Below are 20573 nucleotides of genomic sequence, written 5' to 3'. Positions count from 1 at the left end.
TATGCTTATTTTTTGACATATTCCATATACTTCTAGTTATTTTATAACTATGCTTTACATTAGTGAGAGATCCACTTTCATATCGTTTCTTGATTTTAAAGTGTTCTTCCATAATATGATTGTTTAGGTTCAGGGATTCAGATAGTATAGATATTTTATTTTTCATATGAAGGCTCCTTGTTGCAATAGATTTGCATTTATAAAAATTATATTCCTCAATGTAGAAAATTTCAAGAATTGTGAATAGTAAGATGCAAATTATTATATATAGAATTTAGTTTTAATTTACTACATAGTATCCTTAAAACTAAGATGTAATGAGATTATATGTATGAATAGCTTTGTGCTAGAAAATGTAGTGTATGGTATTAAGTTTTTAATATATAAACATTTATGAATAATAATAATTTATATTAGGTTTTAGATATTATTGACATATTTAAATGTTAAGAGTAATATTATTAAATGCAAATGCAAATCGTATGCATGTGGAGGTGCAGATATGAAAAAGAAAATTATTTCAGGAATTTTAGCTTTACTAACTGGTGTTATGCTAATAGGTTGCGGAGCTAATACAAAAACTACGACTGAAAATACGAAAGGCACAAAAGATGATAAATTAAAAATTACAGTTTCAATTTATCCATTAAAAGAGTTTACAGAAGAAATAGCTGGAGATAAGGCAGATGTTACTTGCTTAGTTCCAAATAACGTGGAACCCCATGAATATGATCCGAAGGCTCAAGACCTTGAAGGATTAACTAAAAGTGATGCGTTTATCTATAATGGACTTGGAATGGAAAGTTGGATAGATAAGGTTAATGATGTAATTAAAGATAAAAATATACCTGTTGTAGATTCGAGCACAGGTGTAGAATCTAGAAAAGAAGAGGATGCTATTGATCCTCATAGCTGGTTAAGCTTAAAAAATGCAGAAATACAATCTGAAAATATAAAAAATACTCTTGTGAAATTAGATGAGAAGAATAAGGATTATTACGAGGGAAACTACAGCAAATTCAAAGGTGAATTAGAAAGTCTATATGGTGAATACAAACCTAAATTTGAAGCATTAAATAAAAAGAACTTTATAACAGGACATGCTGCTTTTGGATACTTATGTAGAGATTTTGGGTTGACACAAAAATCAGTAGAAAATCTATTTGCTGAAGGTGAACCAACACCAAAACAATTGGAAGATTTGGTTAGCTTTTGTAAAGAAAGTAATATAAAAACTGTTTTTTCAGAATCACTTGCAAGCCCTAAGATTTCAGAAACTTTAGCAAAAGAAGTAGGTGCAAAAGTAGTACCAATATTAACATTAGAATCTAAAGAAGATGATAAGAGCTATTTGGAATCCATGAGATACAATTTAGATGAGATTTATGGATGCTTAAAAGATGAATAGAAGAATTATTTGTTAAGATTATTGAAAAATTAGCTTTTTCAATTAATTAAAATATTATCATAAAAATAGACTTAGCATTGAAATTATTAATGTTTAAAGTCTATTTTTATAACGTGGATAGTTTATTAAGACTTATGAAATTAAATTTATTTCAAGAGAGAGGTTTTCACATTAATGCAGAACTGGTACAACCTATATTGCTATGAAGACTTATAGAAGTATGTAAAGAAGTCGCTGATAAAAATAAACAAGAACAAATGAAGAAAAGTTTAGGTGACTTTGTTTATAGTAAAGAAAATAATTATATGGAGATGAGTTTTATATGACAAAAGTGGATATAATTTCAGGTTTCCTTGGAGCAGGAAAAACAACACTTATCAAGAAGCTTATAAAAGAAGAATTAAAAAAGGAGAAAGTTCTATTAATTGAAAATGAGTTTGGAGAAATAGGAATAGACGGTGGTTTTCTTAAAAATGCAGGGATTGAAATTAAGGAAATGAATTCAGGATGCATATGTTGCTCTTTAGTTGGAGATTTTAAAAGTGTGTTGAAAGATGCTTTAGAAAAATATAAACCAGATCGTATCATAATTGAACCATCTGGGGTAGGCAAGTTATCTGATGTAATAGAAGCAGTTGCAAATATAAAGGAATATGACAATATCTCATTAAATAGTTTTGCAACAGTAGTGGATTCGATTAAGTATAAAACTTATATGGATAATTTTGGAGAATTTTTCAAGAATCAAATTGAAAATGCAAGTGCCATTATTTTGAGCCGTTCACAAAAATTATCAGATGAAAAATTAGATATATGTGTTAAAGAGATAAAAAAGTATAATAATAAAGCTAGTATTATCACTACTCCGTGGGATGAATTAAGTGGAAAACAAATATTAAGCGCAATTGAAGGCAGCAATTCTCTTGAAAAAGAGGTAATGAATAATGAAAATGTAGAGAAACATAGTTGCAATTGTAATCATATGGAGAAGCAAGAGCACAGTGATAAAGTTCATAAATGCCATTGTCATAATCATGAAAAAGATAATAATGAGACTCATGGATGTCATTGTCATCATCATGAACATCATCATGCAGATGAGGTATTTGCAACCTGGGGAATAGAGACTCCTAAAAAATATAAGTACAGTGAATTAGATAATAAATTAAGAAAATTGATACAATCAAAAGAGTATGGGGAGATTTTACGTGCTAAAGGCATTGTTCAAGATGTTGATGGAAAATGGATTGATTTTGACTTGGTTCCAGAGGAATATGAAATTCGTTATGGAAATGTTGATTACACAGGTAGAATATGTGTTATAGGAGTCAACTTAAATAATAATAAATTAGAAAGACTATTTTGCTAAAGATATTTTAATAATTGGGTATTAAGTATTTAAGAAAAGAATGAAGACGTTAGATATACTAATATAGTTTATTTAAATTATAAGTTTTATTTTGGATAAAAGTATGCAATTTTGATGTAGATCAGGAATTTGCACAAGTAGCTTTTATCCTTTTTTTATCTTAACATGTAAATGATTCCGGGTTGATATTATATAGGTTCTAGTGTAATTTATTAATTATAAAGCTATTTAATCGCATTACTTGATATCTTAAGATAAACTTTGATTAATTAAGCTCTTAAGCGTCGATAAATTAAGGAAATTATAAAATATTTGATAATAATAAGTAATTTTAAACTTATGATAATTAGTAGTAATGATTTATAATTTAAGTAAGATTCATATTGACATTAAAATATTGTAATTATCTTTTAATAAAATTATATTGGTAAAAGATAAAGTTTGAGTTATAATGTAGGAAGAAAAATGGATATTAATGGAGAATGAAAATGGAAACAAAAGAAAGAATGAAAAATTTAGTTCGAAGAAATTGGTTATTTATATTTATGGTAGCAATGTTACAAGCTAAATCAACATTGCTATTATCTATGCTAAGGACACAAGATTCATCAAGCATAAGTTTAGGAAGTGCTTATTTTGATAGTCCAGTACTTTGGGTGCATATAGCAATAATAGTATTAGTATGCAGTCCAATATTTCTTTTTAAAGAAAGGGGGAGGCTTGGTGCTGCCTTAATAATAGATATTTTAGTGACAATTCTTTTTGTTGCAGATATCTGGTATTATCGTTCAAATGAAACCTTTTTATCTATAAGACATTTAATGCATACTGAGATATTTAATCCGGAAGGCAAAAGTTTATTTAATTTTAGAATAGTGGATTTAGTATTTATCATTGACTTTGTAATGCTCTTCTTAATACATAAGTTTATTAAAGTTAAAGAAGCGAATGAAAGTCAAGCATATTTTAGGATAGCAAAGACCTTGTATGTATTTATCGCAAGTGCACTTGTTATATGGCTTGGTTATTATACAGTAGATGTCAAGCAAATGGATCAAGGGAAAAATGTATTTAGATTGTCTTGGGCGCCATTTCAGACTTTTGGAGATATGAGCCCACTTGGATATCATGGTTTTGATATTGAGTTCTATAAAAATAAAAATAAAACTTTAACAGATGAAGAGAAAAAAGAAATAGAAAGTTGGTTTAACGATAATAAAGAAGATTTACCTGACAATAGTTACAAGGGAATGTTTAAAGGAAAAAATGTAATTGCACTACAAGTAGAGTCTTTGGAGAACTTTGTCATTAATCAAAAAGTGTATGGACAAGAAATAACACCAAATTTAAATAAGTTATTGTCAAATAGCTTGTATTTTAATAATATACGTGAACAAAATAATTCTGGAACAAGTTCAGATTGTGATTTGATGGTTAATGCATCAGTACTTCCTATAAGAGAAGGTACTACAGTATATTCTTATCCTTGGAGTCAATATAATACACTTCAAAATATTTTAGAAGGTAAAGGATATTCTACAGTTTCTACTCATGCAGAACCACCTGGAAATTGGAATTGGACAGAAATGCATAAAAGCTATGGGGCTGATAAAATATTAGATGTAGGAAAGTTTAATCAGGATGAAATTATAGGTTTGGGACTTTCAGATGAATCATATTTAAAGCAAGTAGCTCAAAAGTTAAAAGATGAAAAACAACCTTATTATGCATTTATGACTACGTTGACAAGTCACGGTCCTTTTGAGATGCCAGAAAATAAAAAATATTTAAACCTACCTAAAGAACTTGATGATAATATGCTAGGAAAGTATTTTCAATCTGTAAGATATACCGATGAAGCTATCGGAAAGTTTATAGCAGAATTAGATAAGGAAGGTTTATTGGATAATACGGTAGTTATGATTTACGGTGATCATTGTGGTGTTCATAAATTTTACGAACAAGATATAGAAAATGCGCCTTTAGAAGGAGATTGGTGGAAGGATAATCAAAGAAAGATTCCTTATATGATTTATTCAAAGAACTTAAAATCAGAAGTTATATCAACAGCTGGTGGTCAAACAGATTTTAAACCGACAATATTATACTTGCTTGGCGAGGATAGAAGTGAATTTGAGAATAATTCAATAGGAAGAGTATTAGTGAATACGAATAGAGATGCTACAATCTTAAATGAAGGTCAAATTGTAGGAAACCCAAAAGATGAAAAAGAAGTAAAGCATCTAAAAGATGAATTCAAAGTTTCGGAAGCCATCATTGAAAAAAATTATTTTAAAAATAATAAGGAACATTAATAAATTATAAAATACATAATTAATACTGATTTTTAATGATAAATTTTAATATGAGATTTAACTTTTTAAAATCAGTATTAGTTATTTAGTCTAATAACATTTTTTATTAAGAATCAGTTAAAAGGAAGTGATGGATTACTTTGAATATTAAAAAGATACTTACAGTTTTGTCAGCATTAATTGCACTAAGCTTCATTCCAACATTAAATGTACAAGCAGATGTTACTGATACAAATATAACATCAAGCATTGGTTGGAAAAACGAAAATGGATCTTGGTATTATTATAAGTCTGACAACACAAAAGCAATTGGATGGATTAAACCGGATAATAATTGGTATCATTTAGATGAAGATAGTGGTAAAATGACAACTGGATGGTTAGAGGATAAAGGAAACTGGTACTATATGGATGATAATGGGGTTATGGTAAAAGGATGGAAACAGTTAGATGGTGACTGGTATCTTTTAACTGATTCGGGTGCTAGAGCAACTGGAATTCAGCAGGATAATTCTAATTTATATTATTTCAAAGATTCAGGGGTTATGGCTACAAATACTGGATGGACTAAGATAAATGATAAATGGTACTATTTTGATAAAGATGGAAAGATACATACTGGATGGGTTGAGAATAATGATAAGTGGTATTACTCAAACGATGATGGAAGTATGGTAACTGGTACTGATAAAATAGGAAATACAACATATGTGTTTAGTGATACTGGTGAGATGGAAACTGGATGGGTTAATGTGAACAATAACTGGTATTATTTCAATACTGATAGAAGTGTTGCGACAGGGTGGATAAATCTTGATGGAGTATGGTATTACCTAAATGATAATGGATCAATGGCAACAGGATGGGTTACATCAAATGGAAGCGACTATTACTATTTAGATCCTACTTCAGGAAAAATGCTAACGGATACTACCATAGATGGATATAAGATTGGATCGGATGGAAAAAGATATAAGCCACTTAATACAATTCCTTTAAGCACTAGCTCGAAGGGGTCAGGTGATACTATGAAAAAAATATATAACTCAGTAAATGATTCGGCAAATAAATATGAACTAGATTCAAAATTGATACTAGCTATAATTAAAGCAGAGTCAGATTTTGATCCAAAAGCAACGTCAAGCTCAGGCGCCACTGGATTGATGCAGATTATGCCTCAGAATTATACATATCTTGGAATGACAGACGGATATGATATAGAGCAAAATATCGATGGAGGGTCAAAATTACTAAAAGAATATCTAAACCAATTTAATGGTGATGTAAAAATAGCAATAGCAGCTTATAATGCTGGACCACAAAATGTAAAAAAAGATGGGGTCTTATCAGATGATGATTTATGTAAGATGTCACAAGGGGTTCAGGATTATGTTAAGAGAGTAATGCAATATTACAAGGATGGAAGCATTGCTATAGATGGAAAGAATCTTATAGAAGCATAAAATTAACTTCGTATTCAATTTAATTATATTTTAGCTAAAAAATAAAAAAGGGAGTGACAGGTTGTTTTGAATATTAAAAAGAGACTCACAGTATTATCTGTATTAATGGTACTAATTTTAATTCCAGGATTAAATGTACAAGCTGCAACTAGTGATACTAATATGACATCAAATATTGGTTGGAAGAATGAGAGTGGAGTTTGGTATTATTATAAGTCAGATAATACAAAAGCGATTGGATGGATTAGACCAGATAATAATTGGTACTATTTAAATGAAGATGACGGTAAAATGAAAACCGGATGGGTAAAAGACAAAGGTAACTGGTATTACATGGATGAAAGTGGAGCTATGGTAAAAGGATGGAAACAGTTAGATGGTGATTGGTATTTCTTAACTGATTCAGGAGCTATGGCAACTGGAATTCAGAATGATGGTTCAAATTTGTACTATTTCAAAGATTCAGGAGTAATGGCAACCAATAGTGGATGGAATAAAATAAATGATAAATGGTATTACTTCGATAAAGGTGGAAAAATCCATATTGGATGGATCAAGAATAATAATAAATGGTACTATTTAAAGACTGATGGAAGTATGGTAACTGGTATTAATAAGATAGACGGTACAACATACAAATTTACTGATAGCGGAGATATGGAAACTGGATGGATTACTATAAACAATAATTGGTATTACTTTAATAATGATGGAAGTATGGCAACAGGATGGGCTTATCTTAATGGAGCGTGGTATTACTTAGATAAAGATACAGGAAAAATGCTTACTAACACTACTAAAGATGGATATAAGATTGGATCTGATGGTAAGAGGTATGAAGATTCAAGTCAGAATACTTCTGGACCAAGTGGCAGCGGAAGTGCGTCAAATCAAAGTTCTACTGGATCAAGTAGTAGTAGTGGAAGCACTTCAGGTCAGAGTCCTTCTGGATCAAGTAGTAGCGGAAGCACTCCAGGTCAAAGTTCTTCTGGTTCAAGTAGTAGTGGGAACACTTTAAGCAAATATTATGGTATAGATATTAGTAATTATGATGGGTACATAGATTTTAATTCAGTAAAATCAAGTGGAGTTCAATTAGTGTATATAAAAGCAACTGAAGGAACAACTTTTATAGATCCGTATTTACAGGCTAATTATAATGGGGCTTCATCAGCTGGATTAAAGGTTGGCTTCTATCACTTCTTAGTTGGGACAAGTGCTCCAGAAACTCAAGCCGATAATTTTTATAATAGCATAAAGGATAAAAGAAACGATTTGAAGCCAATGTTAGATATAGAAGCTACAGGATTTGATATTATGGATTATGCTTTAAGATTTATAGCCGAATTCAAGAAAGTAAGTAATATGGATATAGGTATATACACATATAGTAGCTTTATTAGCAATCTAGACGGCAGATTATCTAACTATCCTTTATGGGAAGCAAATTATAATAATACTCCATTTCAAAACCTGCCAACAAATAAAATATGGTTTTCAAGAGTTGGACATCAATACAGTGAGACAGGATTTGTTAATGGAATAAACCATGATGTTGATTTAGATGAATTTACACAAGGAGTTTTTAAATAATTAGCTATAAATACTCAGTATATATGTTGCAATAGTATACTTAACCTTAAAAGTTCTAATAAGACGAATATTTAATTAAGGTAAATTATAGAATTCAATAGCAACATATACTATGCTGCTATCTAATAAAAAACTATTAAGACACACATAGATAAGACATAAGAGGGATGAAAAATGAAGTATAACAATAGGAATAACCCAAATAAAAACATTAAAGTAGCAAAGATCACAATTCTATTTATTATTATTTCCATATTGGTTATAACAGTAGGTAACATAGTAATGCAAAGATTTTCAAATAATACAAAAACTGTACAAGCACTTGATGGTAACCAGAATGCAAAATCTGAATCAAGTGATAATCAGAGTAAAAGTGAAACGGATAGTGACGAACTTAAATCAGAAAGTAATTCAGAAGTAGAAAACTCAGCATTTGTAGAAAAATATTTAAATCAGCAAATGAAAGGACAAAGGCCTGATGGAGCTGATGGTAAGAAAGTTGTTTATTTGACTTTTGATGATGGGCCATCAGAAACAGTTACCCCTCAGATATTAGATATTCTTAAGAAAGAAGATGTACATGCAACTTTCTTCCTTATAGGAAAATATATAGATAAAGATCAGGCAAGCAAAGATTTAGTAAAAAGGGAGTTTGATGAAGGTAATGCAATAGGTAATCATACTTATTCGCATGATTATAACTACTTATATCCAAATGGAAAAATAAATTTGGAGAATTGTATGTCCGATTTTGAGAAAACAAATCAATCTTTGAAAAATATTTTAGGACAAGATTTTTCAACAAGAGCTGTTAGATTTCCAGGAGGGCAAATGACTTGGGACAAGAAAGATCCGTCAGGAGCAGAAGCTATGGACAAAGCGTTGCATGACAAGGACTATCATCAAATTGATTGGAATTCGTTATCTGGAGATGCAGAAGGTGCTCCTAAAAAAGCAGAACAGTTAAAACAAGAAGTTATAAAAACTGTGGCAAACAGGGAAAAAGCAATAATATTAATGCATGATACGTACGGAAAAGAAGAAACAGCAAAAGCATTGCCAGAAGTTATAGAATATTTAAAGGGACAAGGATATGAATTTAAAATTATAAAATAATTATTAGGCAACTGGACTTGTTGTTTTGGGGATTATGCCTTATATGACTATGCTAATTTTCATTTAATGTTTATATAGCTCTTTATGCTAATAAAACACTAAATGAAAGTGGCATAGTTTATTTTTTTATATAAAGATAATTTTTTAATAGTTATATTTGGCACAGTTTATGACATATTCAATCTAGATAGTTAAGGATTTTTAAAATGGATATAAGTATTCAGTTTTGGGATTAGGATCTTTTTCTATATGTTCGACTACTATAACTGGGTTCACTGCATACTTGACTGTTTCAGTTTTAAGTTTGCCCCTTATTTTTACCCATGTATCCTTACTGTAGATTTCTTGATTATTACTATCACATTTAATTCCTACAACTTGTAAATCAGCTGCACAACACGCCATTACAAATCTACCTATTATGAATTCATTATCGTTAAGGGTTGTGTCTTTATAAACAAATCCTGTTATTTCTATTTCTTGTCCATCATAGTTATTTGCATTCTCTGTAAGTTCATCAAAGGAGTGCAGAAAATTGTTGACATCTACTTCTATAACATTATCTTTAATATATAAATCATCATCATATTTACCCTGCTCAACATTGTTGATCTTTTGGTCTGAGGGATTAGGCTTAGAATTGTCATAAGTTAAATTGGAGCTTAATGATCCGCTAAAATTTGCGCCTATATCATCAGTTTTTATTGAAGAATTTGCACTGGTACTTTGCATGAAAAATACCATAACTAAGGGAATGATGAAGACTACATAATTCCTTAACTTGGTATTCTTCTTTTTGGTTCGACGACTGTCTGTAATTAGAAATAACGCAATTGCAAACATTGCTAGCATTCCTAAAATAGCAAATGGAATAATTCTTGGATGGACATACATTATTATTTCATTATTCTTAATTATCTTAAAGTAAAATATCCCGAAACATAGCAATATCAGTATTTTAATAACTATATCTGAACTAATTCTTTTCATATGCTACCCCTTTCAATTAATTTATCTATAATAGCCATGGAATATATGATAATATATTGAGCTATTTTTCAATATTATCAAGTTAATTTGCAGTTAATCAAAATGCTAAATGATACTAAAATAATAGTAAATATTAATTTTAATACAAATTTCTTTTTAAAGCTTCCAAAAAGCATCATTGTATTTTTTACATCTAACATGGGTCCAACTACTAAAAATCCAAGTATAGAGCTTATTGGAAAGGCTCTTAAAAAACCTTTGGCAACAAATGCATCTGAAGTTGAACAAACTGAAAGTAAGAAAGATAATAAAATCATTACAAGAAGAGAAACTCTACTATCATTAGAAATGTAAGTATTGCTACTTATAAATGTCATACTTTGAAAAATACTAGATAGAAAAGTTCCAATAATCATATATTTACCTATATTAAAAAATTCATCTCCTGCATGAACGAATATTGCCTTGACTTTTTGTAGCTTACTTTCTGAATAATCCTGTTTACCATCACAAAAACCGCAATCACATGTATCTATATCAGAATTATTTTTTAAAATTTCTTCATCCTTCTTAGTAGTAAACTGCATAATTAAACCTACTAAAACAGAGATTAATATTCCAGTAGCTAACCTGTAAATTAAGACAGATACCATACCTGGAAAAGCATAGAGAGTTGCAATAATTGCTATTGGATTTACAATTGGCGCTGCAAGCATAAATGTAATTCCTGCTGCTATAGGAACATTCTTTTTCATAAGCCCTTTAACCACAGGGATTGTCCCACAATCACATATTGGAAATAATAAGCCTGCAAAAGCTGCAATTACACAAGATAAAAAACTATTTTTTGAAAATAGTTTAATAAATGTATCTCTTGATATACAAATTTGAATTATTGAAGATACAAAGCTACCGATAAGAATGAAGGGAAAACCTTGAATTAATATGCTTATAAATACATCATAAAATTTTTTGAATCTATCTAAATACGCACTGGATATCTTAATATTTAATGTTGACATCGTAATCAAAAAAATGAATAAAAATAGTACAAAACCTGAATATAAAAAAGTATTAAAGAATGAAAAACCGTGCCTTGTAGTTTTTACATATTCTTTTTTAGTTGATATTTTATTATCTGTTATGTATAAATGCATTAGTATATCAGCAGTCTCATTAATATTTTCAATTTCTTTTTGTATGTTTAAAAGTTCTTTTTTATCTAACTCGACTACATTGTTCAAAATTATAGTCTCACTATTAAAAATATGAGTGTTAATAATACTTTTCATATTTCTGAAATACATATTAAAGCTTGTTGTATCAATAGTATTTATTATGTTATCAATTCTACATATACTCTTTATCTTTTTTGTATTAAATATATTAATTACTTTAGTAGAATCTTTCATACCATTTATTTCGATAAAAATCCTATTAGGAGCATGTTTACTTACGATTTCGGTTATATAACTTTCATCAATTTCTTTATTCTTATCAACATTAATTACTACTATTGGATTTTTATTATTAAAGTCATCCTGTATTTGACAGTCTCCAAATTCATCTTGTATAACAACGATAACTTCATCTTGTAATTCTTTTCTTTTTAGCATAGAATTTATAAACCTCGTTTTTCCAGAGCCAAGAAATCCAAGAACTATTTCTACATTTGCTTTCATATTTTCACCTCAAAAAAGCCTATTCAAATTATTTACGAATTTTTTATTTCAACAAGTTTTGGTGTACATTTAAATAAATTATATATATCTACACAAAAAATTACAAGAATAGTACTTACATATGCTATTCTTGTAATAAATTATTAATAATGAGTTTGTATCTTGTTCATTTAAAATTTATTAATTAAAAAATTAAGTAAAATCCTTAAAGTATTCCGTTGATGTACATATGTTGCAATTAGTTCTCTACATTATATGCCTTGTCCAGTTATTCTCTAATCATATAGATTTTAGCACGGTTTTGTTATTGAAAAAGATATTGAAATATTTATTATAAAACTATATATCATAAAATTTCTAATGTTTATTATTTCTTCAAATTAGATTCAACCATAAGTTCATAGAATTGTTTAGGGGAAATGCTGTATTCATTCTTAAAGGCTCTAAAAAAATTTGAGTAATCACCAAATCCAGATTGTTTGTAAACGCTATTTATCGGATAATTTTTAAGAATTAATTCTTTAGATTGTATTAATTTTTTTTGTACGATATACCTATGGATTGTAGTACCAGTATACTTTTTGAATTCTCTAGATAAATGGAATTTACTAAGATAAAATTCTTTAGAAAGCTCATCAATTGTAAGTTCTTCATTAATATGATTATTAATATATTCAACTATTCCATCAATTAAGCTGCTCTTCGTCACATCAATGTCAAAATCAGATTTATGACTTAAAACAAGATTATTTAACTGTATTATAAGTTCTATAATATAGGCTTTATATAGCAAATCTTTACCTAAGCCTTTGTAGTTTTCAAGTTCAAGTAGCTTGCTAAGTTGTGCTCTTACATTCTGCTGAATTTGAAAATCAGCTCTTATAACATTTGCTTTCTCTACGTTTTCAAAGCACTGGGTAAGATCCGTTTCTGGCGTTGACAATTCATTTAGAAAAGATTTGTTGATCCAGAGTACAATACGCTCATAAGGCATTTTCATGCTATTAATAACAGCGCGGTGTAGTTCTCTTGTATTAATTAATACTATGTCACCTGATTTTAGATTATATGACTTACCTTCTATCAAATATGTAACATCTCCAGAAAGGTATAGATAAAACTCATAAAAGTCATGATTGTGTAGGTATTGAAATGGTACATCAGTATTTAAGAAGTGAAAGATTTCGTAGTCACTGGAAAGCATATGTTTTCGTGTAAAAAACTCATGTATTTTTCTCTTCATTGATATCACCTCTTCGACGAATTGTATAAATTGCGATAAAATTACTGAATTATTAAACAATTAAACGTTTTAAATTGTGAAAGAGATTATTTGTATAAGTGATTTTTAATAAAACTGAGATACATTATATTTTACTATAGCAATTTTTGCAAGTTTTGAAGCAATTAAAACATATTTTTTATATAGTTGTATAGCTATAATTTAATCATAGCAATTAGGGAAAAGCAAGTGAAAAGATTTACTATACAAGTCTTTGTAAACGATTCTTAGACAGCAAGACTATACTCATAGTTACCATACAAGTATGGTAAAACACGCCAATGGGGGAGAATATAAGTATGACTTTTAAAATAAGTAAGAATTCTACGAGTAAGGTTATATATCATAATCTCAGAGAAGAAATTATTAATCTATATCTTGAGCCTGGTACAAGCATTTCTGAAAAAGAACTTTCTGAAAAATATAATGTAAGCAGAACTCCAGTTAGAGAGGCTCTTGTTCGATTAGCTCAAGAAGGCTTAGTACAAATTTATCCTCAGAAAGGCACAGTTGTTTCATTAATTGACTTATCTGCTGTTGAAGAAGAAAGATTTTTACGTGAGCATTTAGAAAGAGCTGTAGTAAAAGAAGCCTGCATGGAATTTCCAAAGGAAAATATATTGGCTTTGGAAATGAATTTAAAGTTTCAAAAAATGTATATAGAAAATAAAGATTATAAAAAATTATTTAATACAGATGAAGAATTTCACAAGATAATTTTTGAAGGATGCAGCAAGAAGAGGATATGGAATAGTATTAATGATGGAAGTACCGAATTTCAAAGAATTCGTGTATTAAGATTAACAGTTAATTCTAGTTGGGATAATATCTATCTGCAGCACAAAGAAATATTTAATGCTATAAAAAATAAAAATCCAGAGATGGCAGAAGAATTCATGAAGAAGCATTTAAATATGGTCATCTTTGATAAAACACAAGTAAGAGAAAGTTATCCTAATTATTTCAAAGATTAGGGGTATATAACATATTTAAATATTAGATGCCATGATATTTAAATCATCTGATATTAAAAAAATTTTCAATTTAGGGAGGTGAGGCCTATATAGAGCATTCAATTTAAACTCTTTATATGCTGGCAAAAAACTATACGGTAAAACCAAATTAGATAAAATGACAGGAGGTATATTATTATGAAAATGGGTTTCAGATGGTATGGTGAAGGTAACGATACCGTAACACTTGAGCAAATTAAACAGATTCCCGGTGTAGAAACGATTGTTTGGGCTCTTCATGATATGGCAGCTGGTGATGAATGGCCTATGGAAAAAATTCTTGAAGTAAAGAAATCAGCTGATAAATATGGATTTAATTTAGATGTTGTTGAAAGTGTTAATGTTCATGAGGACATTAAATTAGGACTTCCAACTAGAGATAAATATATTGAAAATTACAAAAAGACAATAGAGAAACTAGCCAAGGTTGGCGTAAAAGTAATTTGCTATAACTTTATGCCGGTATTCGATTGGTTGAGAACTGACTTGTACAAAAAAACAGAAGATGGTTCAACAGCTCTTTTCTATGAAAAAGCAAGGATTACAGATATAGATCCAATGGAGTTGGTTAACAAGATAGCATCAAATCCAGATCTCACAATGCCAGGTTGGGAGCCAGAAAGATTAAAGAATCTGACACAACTTTTTGAAGCATATAAAAATGTTACAGAAGAAGATTTATGGAATAACTTGAAATATTTCTTGGAGCAAATTATTCCTGTAGCTGAAATCAATGATATTAAGATGGCAGTTCATCCGGATGATCCACCTTGGTCAATATTTGGTTTACCAAGGATAGTTAAAAGTAGAAACGACTTAGCAAGATTATTAAAGCTTGTTGATAGTCCATATAACTGCCTTACTCTTTGTAGCGGTGCTATAGGCTCAAATCCTAATAACGATGTGCCAGCAATGATAAGAGAATTTGGAAACAGAATTGCCTTTGCTCATATTAGAAATGTAAAGATTTATGAAAATGGTGATTTTATTGAAACATCTCATAGAACTTGTGATGGCTCATTAGATATATGTGACATAGTAAAAGCTTACCATGAATTTGGATTTACTGGATATGCGAGACCAGATCATGGAAGACATATATGGAATGAGCAGTGTAGACCAGGTTATGGACTTTATGATAGAGCTCTTGGAATTATGTATATCTGGGGGATATGGGATACACTACAAAGAACTAAATAAGGCTTAAGAATAAATAAAATTAGAGATTGCAATAAAATCTTGGATTTATTAATCCTAAGATATAAAAGATAATTAAAATTGGTAATGCTATTAATAGTAGTTTTAAAGAGGTGAAAATAGGAATGAGTAATGCCAAATTAATACTAAGCAAAGAAAGTATTAAAAACAGCGAGTTATGGGAAAATGCTGGAATAGAACTTCCAAAGTTTGATCATGATAAGATGTCAACTTTAACTAAGGAAAATCCTACTTGGGTGCACTTTGGAGCAGGAAATATATTTAGAGGCTTTATAGCGATGTTGCAACAAGAACTTTTAAACAATAAAAGAGTAACTGGAGGTATTGTTGCTGTAGAAGGATATGACTATGAAATAATAGATAAAATTTATGCGCCTCATGATGATTTAAGTTTGTTAGTAATTATGAAACCAGATGGAAGCTTGGAGAAAAAAGTTGTAGGAAGCATAGGAGAAAGCCTAGCTTGTGACTATTCAAGGGGACAAGATTGGAATAGATTGAAAGATATATTTTCAAATCCAGCATTACAAATAGCAAGTTTTACGATAACTGAAAAAGGTTATAGTGTAAAAAATCTATTTAAAGAAGATATAACAGATGGATTAGAACATCCTGTAAGTATTATTGCTAAAGTTACTTCTTTAGTATATGTGAGATATAAGAATGGACAACTTCCAATAGCTTTTGTGAGTATGGACAATTGTTCGAAAAATGGTGAAAAGCTTCATGATGCAATGGAAACAATAGCAAAGAAATGGACTGAAAATGGATTAGTTGATAAAGGATTTCTACAATATATCAATGATGATAAAAAGGTATCGTTCCCTTGGAGTATGATAGATAAAATTACGCCTAGACCATCTCAAAGTGTTAAAGATACTCTAGGAGAAAACGGTTTTTACAGTACTGAGATTATATGTACTAGCAAGAATACTTATATTGCACCTTTTGTAAATGCAGAAGGACCTCAGTATCTTGTTATAGAAGATGATTTCCCAAATGGACGAATGGCATTAGAAGAGGCTGGAGTATTTTTAACAAACAGAGAAACAGTCGAGAGAGTTGAAAAAATGAAGGTTTGTACTTGTTTAAATCCGCTACACACTTCTTTAGCAGTCTTTGGATGTTTACTTGGATATAATTTAATTGCAGACGAAATGAAAGACCAAACTCTAAAGAAACTAGTAGAAAAGATTGGGTACGACGAAGGAATGCCAGTTGTTGTTGATCCTGGAATATTAAAACCTGAAGATTTTATTAAAGAAGTACTTGAAGTTAGACTTCCGAACCCATATATACCAGATACTCCTCAAAGGATTGCATCAGATACATCTCAAAAGGTTGGTATAAGATTTGGGGAGACAATCAAGGCTTACAGAGATAGAGTAGATTTAGATACTAAAAACCTTAAATACATTCCGCTTGTTATTGCAGGTTGGTGCAGATATTTAATGGGAATAGCTGATGATGGTAATGCAATGGAATTAAGTCCAGATCCATTATTAGATGAACTAAAGAAATATGTAGCTAATATAAAATTAGGAACTATAGAACAATTAGGAGATACTCTAAAACCGATACTAATGAATGAAGAAATTTTTGGCGTAGATCTTTATGTTATAGGATTAGGAGAAAAAATTGAAGGTTATTTCACCGAAATGATTTCTGGAACTGGTGCTGTTAGGTCTACTTTAGAAAAGTACTTAGAATGCAGATAGTTTATGGTGAAATTAAGATCTGTAAAAAATAACATTTTTATCATTCCAGTTTATTATATTCTGGCAAATAATATAAACAAAGAATGATAAAAATGCTAAGAAAATTATTAAGAAATACATTATAACACAAATTGTACTAACTAACAATCTTGCTTAGATTATGAAGATTTAAAGAAATATTAGAGTTGGGAACATAATCTAAGTAATGAAAATTTACAAAGATTAGTGTAAAAGAAAACGTTATAGTAGGGTGTTGGATATATAAAGATTACGATAATGTACTCTAATTAGCAGAGTGTGTACCGTTAAATAAAATCCATTCAATACTTTACAAATATTAAACTTTTATTTGAAAGTAGGATGATGAATTTGAAGAAATTTATGGATGAAAATTTCTTATTATCTAATAAAACAGCTATAGAGTTATATCATAATTATGCAAAGAATATGCCTATTATCGATTATCATTGTCATATTGATCCTAAGGAGATATATGAAAATAAAAAATTTAATAACATAACTGAAGCATGGTTGTACGGGGATCACTACAAATGGAGAGTAATGAGATGTAATGGTATAGATGAAAAATATATTACAGGTGATGGCAGTGATTATGATAAATTTTTAGCTTGGGCAAAAACCATACCTATGTCTATAGGAAATCCTCTTTATCATTGGACTCACTTAGAGCTTCAAAGGTTCTTTAAAATATATGAACCGCTTGATGAAGACACTGCTCCAGCAATTTGGAAAAAAGCAAACGAATTATTGAGTGGAGAAGGATTTAGAGCAAGAGATTTAATTACAAAATCAAAGGTTGAAACTATATGTACAACTGATGATCCTACTGATACTTTAGAATATCACATTAAGCTTAAAGAAGACGAGAGTTTTAATGTAAATGTTTTACCAACTTTCAGGCCAGATAAAGGAATAGAAATAAACTTAGATGGTTTTGTTTTATGGGTAAAAAAATTAGAAGGAATATCGGAGATCACTATAAGTAATTATGATGAATTTCTAAATGCATTTGACTCAAGAGTAAGGTATTTCCATTCGGTTGGATGTAGGATAGCAGACCATGGTATAGATGGGACAGTAGTTTATGCAGATGCATCAAAAGAAGATGCAGCAGCTATATTTGCTAAAGCCTTAAATGGAGAAGTAGTAAGCATTGATGAAGAAAAGAAGTATAAAACTTATACATTAACACATGTATTTAAACTTTATCATGAACTTGGATGGGCTATGCAGCTTCATATAGCTGCGCTAAGGAATAATAATAACAGAATGTTCGAAAAAATAGGCCCTAATACAGGATTTGATTCAATTAATGATGAGAGTATAGCGTACCCATTATCTAGAATTTTAGATTCTGTAGATAAGGAAAATTCACTTCCTAAAACAATTTTATATACGTTGAATCCAAAGGATAATTATGTTCTTGGAGCTATGATAGGAAATTTTCAGGGAGAGGGGATTCCAGGAAAAATGCAATTTGGTGCAGCTTGGTGGTTTAACGATAATAAAGATGGAATGATTGAACAAATGAAAGTGTTAGCAAATCTTGGATTATTAGGTCGTTTTGTTGGAATGTTAACGGATTCTAGAAGCTTCTTATCATATACAAGACATGAGTATTTTAGAAGAATTGCCTGCAATTTAATCGGAGAATGGGTAGAAAATGGTGAAGTACCAGGAAATATTAAATTGCTAAAAACAGTTGTTGAAGGTATATGCTACAACAATGCAAAGGAATACTTCAATATTTAGATATAAGATTGCTAATTAAAAATATTAATTAAAGAAAGAGGTAGATTATATGTCTATAAAAGATAAAAAGATTACTTTACCTAGATGTATTGGATATGGATTAGTTGATATAATGGGCGGCGGAGCCTTTACAATAATTGGAGCTTTCTTATTGTTTTTCTATACAACTTATTGTGGACTTACACCTATACAAGGGGCATCTATTGTTGCAGTTGCTCGTTTTGTAGATGCAATTGCCAGTCTTTTTATAGGGAGTATATCTGATAATTTTTATAAAACTAAGCTTGGAAAGATATTTGGAAGACGTCGTTTCTTTTTATTAATTGGAGCGCCATTAATGGCAATCTATGTATTAATATGGACAATAGGAATGAATTACTGGTTTTATTTAAGTTGCTATTTATTATTTGAAATAGTTGCAGCCATGGTATTAATTCCATGGGAAACACTACCGACTGAAATGACAACTAACTACTCTGATAGAACTAAAATTTCTACTTGCAGATTAGTTATTTCTTCTTTAGGTCAGTTCTTAGGGACTTTTGTTCCTGCACAATTGATTGGACATTTTGGCCAAAAGAATCCTTATGCATATTTCTATAATGGATTATTTTTTGCAATATTGTATGCGATTTGTATATTTATAACATATAAAGCGACTTGGGAAAGAGAAATTACACCAGCGATGGAGCAAGAATTATTGGCTGCATCTCAATCTAAAGGGAATAGGAATTTTAGTGATTACTTAAAAGTGCTTGGGGAATATGCATCTACATTTAAGCTAAAAAGTTTCAGGAAACATTTGGGACTGTATTTATTATCGTTTACTGCTGGGGATATATTTAATGCTGTATTTTTATTTTTCTGTGTTTATAATTTAAAGGTTTCATCATCTTTTGGTGCATATTTGCTTTCATTTAGCATTATTGGTATACCAGGAACAATTATAGGTGGAATTTTATTTTTAAAACTTGGACCTACTAAATTATATAAGATTACGTATACATTTATGATATTAAGTGTACTAGCATATTATGGAGTTTATTTAGCTGATCCTGAAGCTAAGACTGCTATTTTACTTGGAATATCTATAGTTTACTTTGCATTTAGATCCTTGGCGGTTCTAACTCCTTGGACAGTGTTCCCATTTATTCCTGATGTTGATGAAATTGTTTCGATGAAAAGAAGAGAGGGACTTTTTGCAGCAGTTATGACTTTTACTAGAAAGAGCACTGTAGCCATTGCTACATTTTTAATCGGCGTTGTGTTGCAAGAAGGAGGATTTGTTAAAGGTCAAGAGGTTCAATCTCCTCAAACAGTACAGATTATTGGATATGTTTTACTTATTGGATGTGTTGGCTTGTTTGCATTATCATTAATACTTGCATTTACTTTTAAGCTTAATAAAGAAACTCATCAGATATTAATAGATGAAGTTGAACGTTTGAAAAATGGTGGTTTAAAAGATGATGTTGACTCAAACACAAAAGAAGTTGTTGAAAGTCTTACTGGATATAAATATGAGGATGTTTGGAAACAGAATTTTACACAAGATAATTTAATGAATAGTATCAGTTAAGTTATTTTGCTACTCTTATAATGTTATATAGATATAGGTTGTTAAATAATTGAG

Annotated in this window: 14 protein-coding genes and 1 pseudogene; 12 read left to right on the top strand and 3 right to left on the bottom strand. The window is 29.8% G+C overall.

Annotated elements, in window-relative coordinates; genetic code table 11:
* Positions 1 to 502: 502 nt before the first annotated feature.
* The 7 genes and pseudogenes from F3K33_RS23765 (at position 503) to F3K33_RS23740 (ending at position 9264) form a co-directional block, all read left to right on the top strand.
* On the top strand, positions 503 to 1408 hold the full coding sequence (locus F3K33_RS23765; RefSeq protein WP_023975915.1) for a metal ABC transporter solute-binding protein, Zn/Mn family: 906 nt from the start codon (positions 503 to 505) through the stop codon (positions 1406 to 1408).
* A gap of 322 nt (positions 1409 to 1730) precedes the next feature.
* The gene (locus tag F3K33_RS23760) at positions 1731 to 2777 is read left to right on the top strand and encodes a GTP-binding protein (protein WP_039770758.1); all 1047 of its coding nucleotides are present in this window, start codon (positions 1731 to 1733) and stop codon (positions 2775 to 2777) included.
* Positions 2778 to 3265: 488 nt separating this feature from the next.
* The gene (locus tag F3K33_RS23755; protein ID WP_023975913.1) at positions 3266 to 5092 is read left to right on the top strand and encodes an LTA synthase family protein; all 1827 of its coding nucleotides are present in this window, start codon (positions 3266 to 3268) and stop codon (positions 5090 to 5092) included.
* A gap of 140 nt (positions 5093 to 5232) precedes the next feature.
* Positions 5233 to 6018, top strand: a pseudogene (locus F3K33_RS27175) (transglycosylase SLT domain-containing protein); the annotation flags it as partial.
* Positions 6010 to 6555 (top strand): lytic transglycosylase domain-containing protein, encoded by a 546-nt coding sequence (locus F3K33_RS27170; RefSeq protein ID WP_420808880.1) that lies wholly within the window; start codon positions 6010 to 6012, stop codon positions 6553 to 6555. The pseudogene F3K33_RS27175 and the gene F3K33_RS27170, both read left to right, overlap by 9 nt.
* 66 nt (positions 6556 to 6621) lie before the next feature.
* On the top strand, positions 6622 to 8148 hold the full coding sequence (locus F3K33_RS23745) for a GH25 family lysozyme (protein WP_023975911.1): 1527 nt from the start codon (positions 6622 to 6624) through the stop codon (positions 8146 to 8148).
* Positions 8149 to 8322: 174 nt separating this feature from the next.
* On the top strand, positions 8323 to 9264 hold the full coding sequence (locus tag F3K33_RS23740; protein ID WP_023975910.1) for a polysaccharide deacetylase family protein: 942 nt from the start codon (positions 8323 to 8325) through the stop codon (positions 9262 to 9264).
* A 201-nt stretch (positions 9265 to 9465) separates the two neighbouring features.
* On the opposite strand, the gene F3K33_RS23735 is transcribed toward F3K33_RS23740, so the two are convergent.
* From F3K33_RS23735 to F3K33_RS23725, 3 genes are all read right to left on the bottom strand, one after another.
* On the bottom strand, positions 9466 to 10254 hold the full coding sequence (locus tag F3K33_RS23735; RefSeq protein WP_023975909.1) for a TIGR03943 family putative permease subunit: 789 nt from the start codon (positions 10252 to 10254) through the stop codon (positions 9466 to 9468).
* 77 nt (positions 10255 to 10331) lie between these two features.
* Entirely contained in the window at positions 10332 to 11936 is a 1605-nt protein-coding gene (locus F3K33_RS23730) for a permease (RefSeq protein WP_039770752.1), read from the bottom strand.
* 367 nt (positions 11937 to 12303) lie between these two features.
* Positions 12304 to 13179 carry an AraC family transcriptional regulator gene (locus tag F3K33_RS23725; RefSeq protein ID WP_039770749.1) on the bottom strand — a complete coding sequence of 292 codons (876 nt, stop codon included), beginning with the start codon at positions 13177 to 13179 and terminating at the stop codon, positions 12304 to 12306.
* Between the two features lie 338 nt (positions 13180 to 13517).
* On the opposite strand from F3K33_RS23725, the gene F3K33_RS23720 reads away from it, so the two are divergent.
* The 5 genes from F3K33_RS23720 to F3K33_RS23700 all read left to right on the top strand — a co-directional run bounded on the left by F3K33_RS23720 (position 13518) and on the right by F3K33_RS23700 (position 20519).
* Positions 13518 to 14192 carry a GntR family transcriptional regulator gene (locus tag F3K33_RS23720; protein WP_023975906.1) on the top strand — a complete coding sequence of 225 codons (675 nt, stop codon included), beginning with the start codon at positions 13518 to 13520 and terminating at the stop codon, positions 14190 to 14192.
* Positions 14193 to 14369: 177 nt separating this feature from the next.
* Positions 14370 to 15431: a mannonate dehydratase gene (gene uxuA / locus F3K33_RS23715; RefSeq protein WP_023975905.1), complete on the top strand. Its 1062-nt coding sequence runs from the start codon at positions 14370 to 14372 to the stop codon at positions 15429 to 15431.
* Positions 15432 to 15553: 122 nt separating this feature from the next.
* Positions 15554 to 17167, top strand: a complete 1614-nt coding sequence (locus F3K33_RS23710; protein ID WP_039770747.1) for a mannitol dehydrogenase family protein — start codon at positions 15554 to 15556, stop codon at positions 17165 to 17167.
* A gap of 369 nt (positions 17168 to 17536) precedes the next feature.
* The gene (gene uxaC, locus F3K33_RS23705; protein WP_039770745.1) at positions 17537 to 18940 is read left to right on the top strand and encodes a glucuronate isomerase; all 1404 of its coding nucleotides are present in this window, start codon (positions 17537 to 17539) and stop codon (positions 18938 to 18940) included.
* Between the two features lie 49 nt (positions 18941 to 18989).
* The gene (locus F3K33_RS23700) at positions 18990 to 20519 is read left to right on the top strand and encodes an MFS transporter (RefSeq protein WP_012060810.1); all 1530 of its coding nucleotides are present in this window, start codon (positions 18990 to 18992) and stop codon (positions 20517 to 20519) included.
* The last annotated feature ends 54 nt before the right edge of the window (positions 20520 to 20573 follow it).

It is taken from the genome of Clostridium beijerinckii, from assembly GCF_008705175.1.
Lineage (GTDB): Bacteria > Bacillota > Clostridia > Clostridiales > Clostridiaceae > Clostridium > Clostridium beijerinckii.
This window is presented reverse-complemented; position numbering and strand designations above follow the sequence as displayed.

Excerpts from the sequence above, each read along its gene's own strand:
- F3K33_RS23765 (WP_023975915.1), top strand. The coding sequence starts at position 503 with ATGAAAAAGAAAATTATTTCAGGAATTTTAGCTTTACTAACTGGTGTT.
- F3K33_RS23760 (WP_039770758.1), top strand. The coding sequence starts at position 1,731 with ATGACAAAAGTGGATATAATTTCAGGTTTCCTTGGAGCAGGAAAAACA.
- F3K33_RS23755 (WP_023975913.1), top strand. The coding sequence starts at position 3,266 with ATGGAAACAAAAGAAAGAATGAAAAATTTAGTTCGAAGAAATTGGTTA.
- F3K33_RS27170 (WP_420808880.1), top strand. The coding sequence starts at position 6,010 with ATGCTAACGGATACTACCATAGATGGATATAAGATTGGATCGGATGGA.
- F3K33_RS23740 (WP_023975910.1), top strand. The coding sequence starts at position 8,323 with ATGAAGTATAACAATAGGAATAACCCAAATAAAAACATTAAAGTAGCA.
- F3K33_RS23735 (WP_023975909.1), bottom strand. The coding sequence starts at position 10,254 with ATGAAAAGAATTAGTTCAGATATAGTTATTAAAATACTGATATTGCTA.
- F3K33_RS23730 (WP_039770752.1), bottom strand. The coding sequence starts at position 11,936 with ATGAAAGCAAATGTAGAAATAGTTCTTGGATTTCTTGGCTCTGGAAAA.
- F3K33_RS23725 (WP_039770749.1), bottom strand. The coding sequence starts at position 13,179 with ATGAAGAGAAAAATACATGAGTTTTTTACACGAAAACATATGCTTTCC.
- F3K33_RS23720 (WP_023975906.1), top strand. The coding sequence starts at position 13,518 with ATGACTTTTAAAATAAGTAAGAATTCTACGAGTAAGGTTATATATCAT.
- uxuA (WP_023975905.1), top strand. The coding sequence starts at position 14,370 with ATGAAAATGGGTTTCAGATGGTATGGTGAAGGTAACGATACCGTAACA.
- F3K33_RS23710 (WP_039770747.1), top strand. The coding sequence starts at position 15,554 with ATGAGTAATGCCAAATTAATACTAAGCAAAGAAAGTATTAAAAACAGC.
- F3K33_RS23700 (WP_012060810.1), top strand. The coding sequence starts at position 18,990 with ATGTCTATAAAAGATAAAAAGATTACTTTACCTAGATGTATTGGATAT.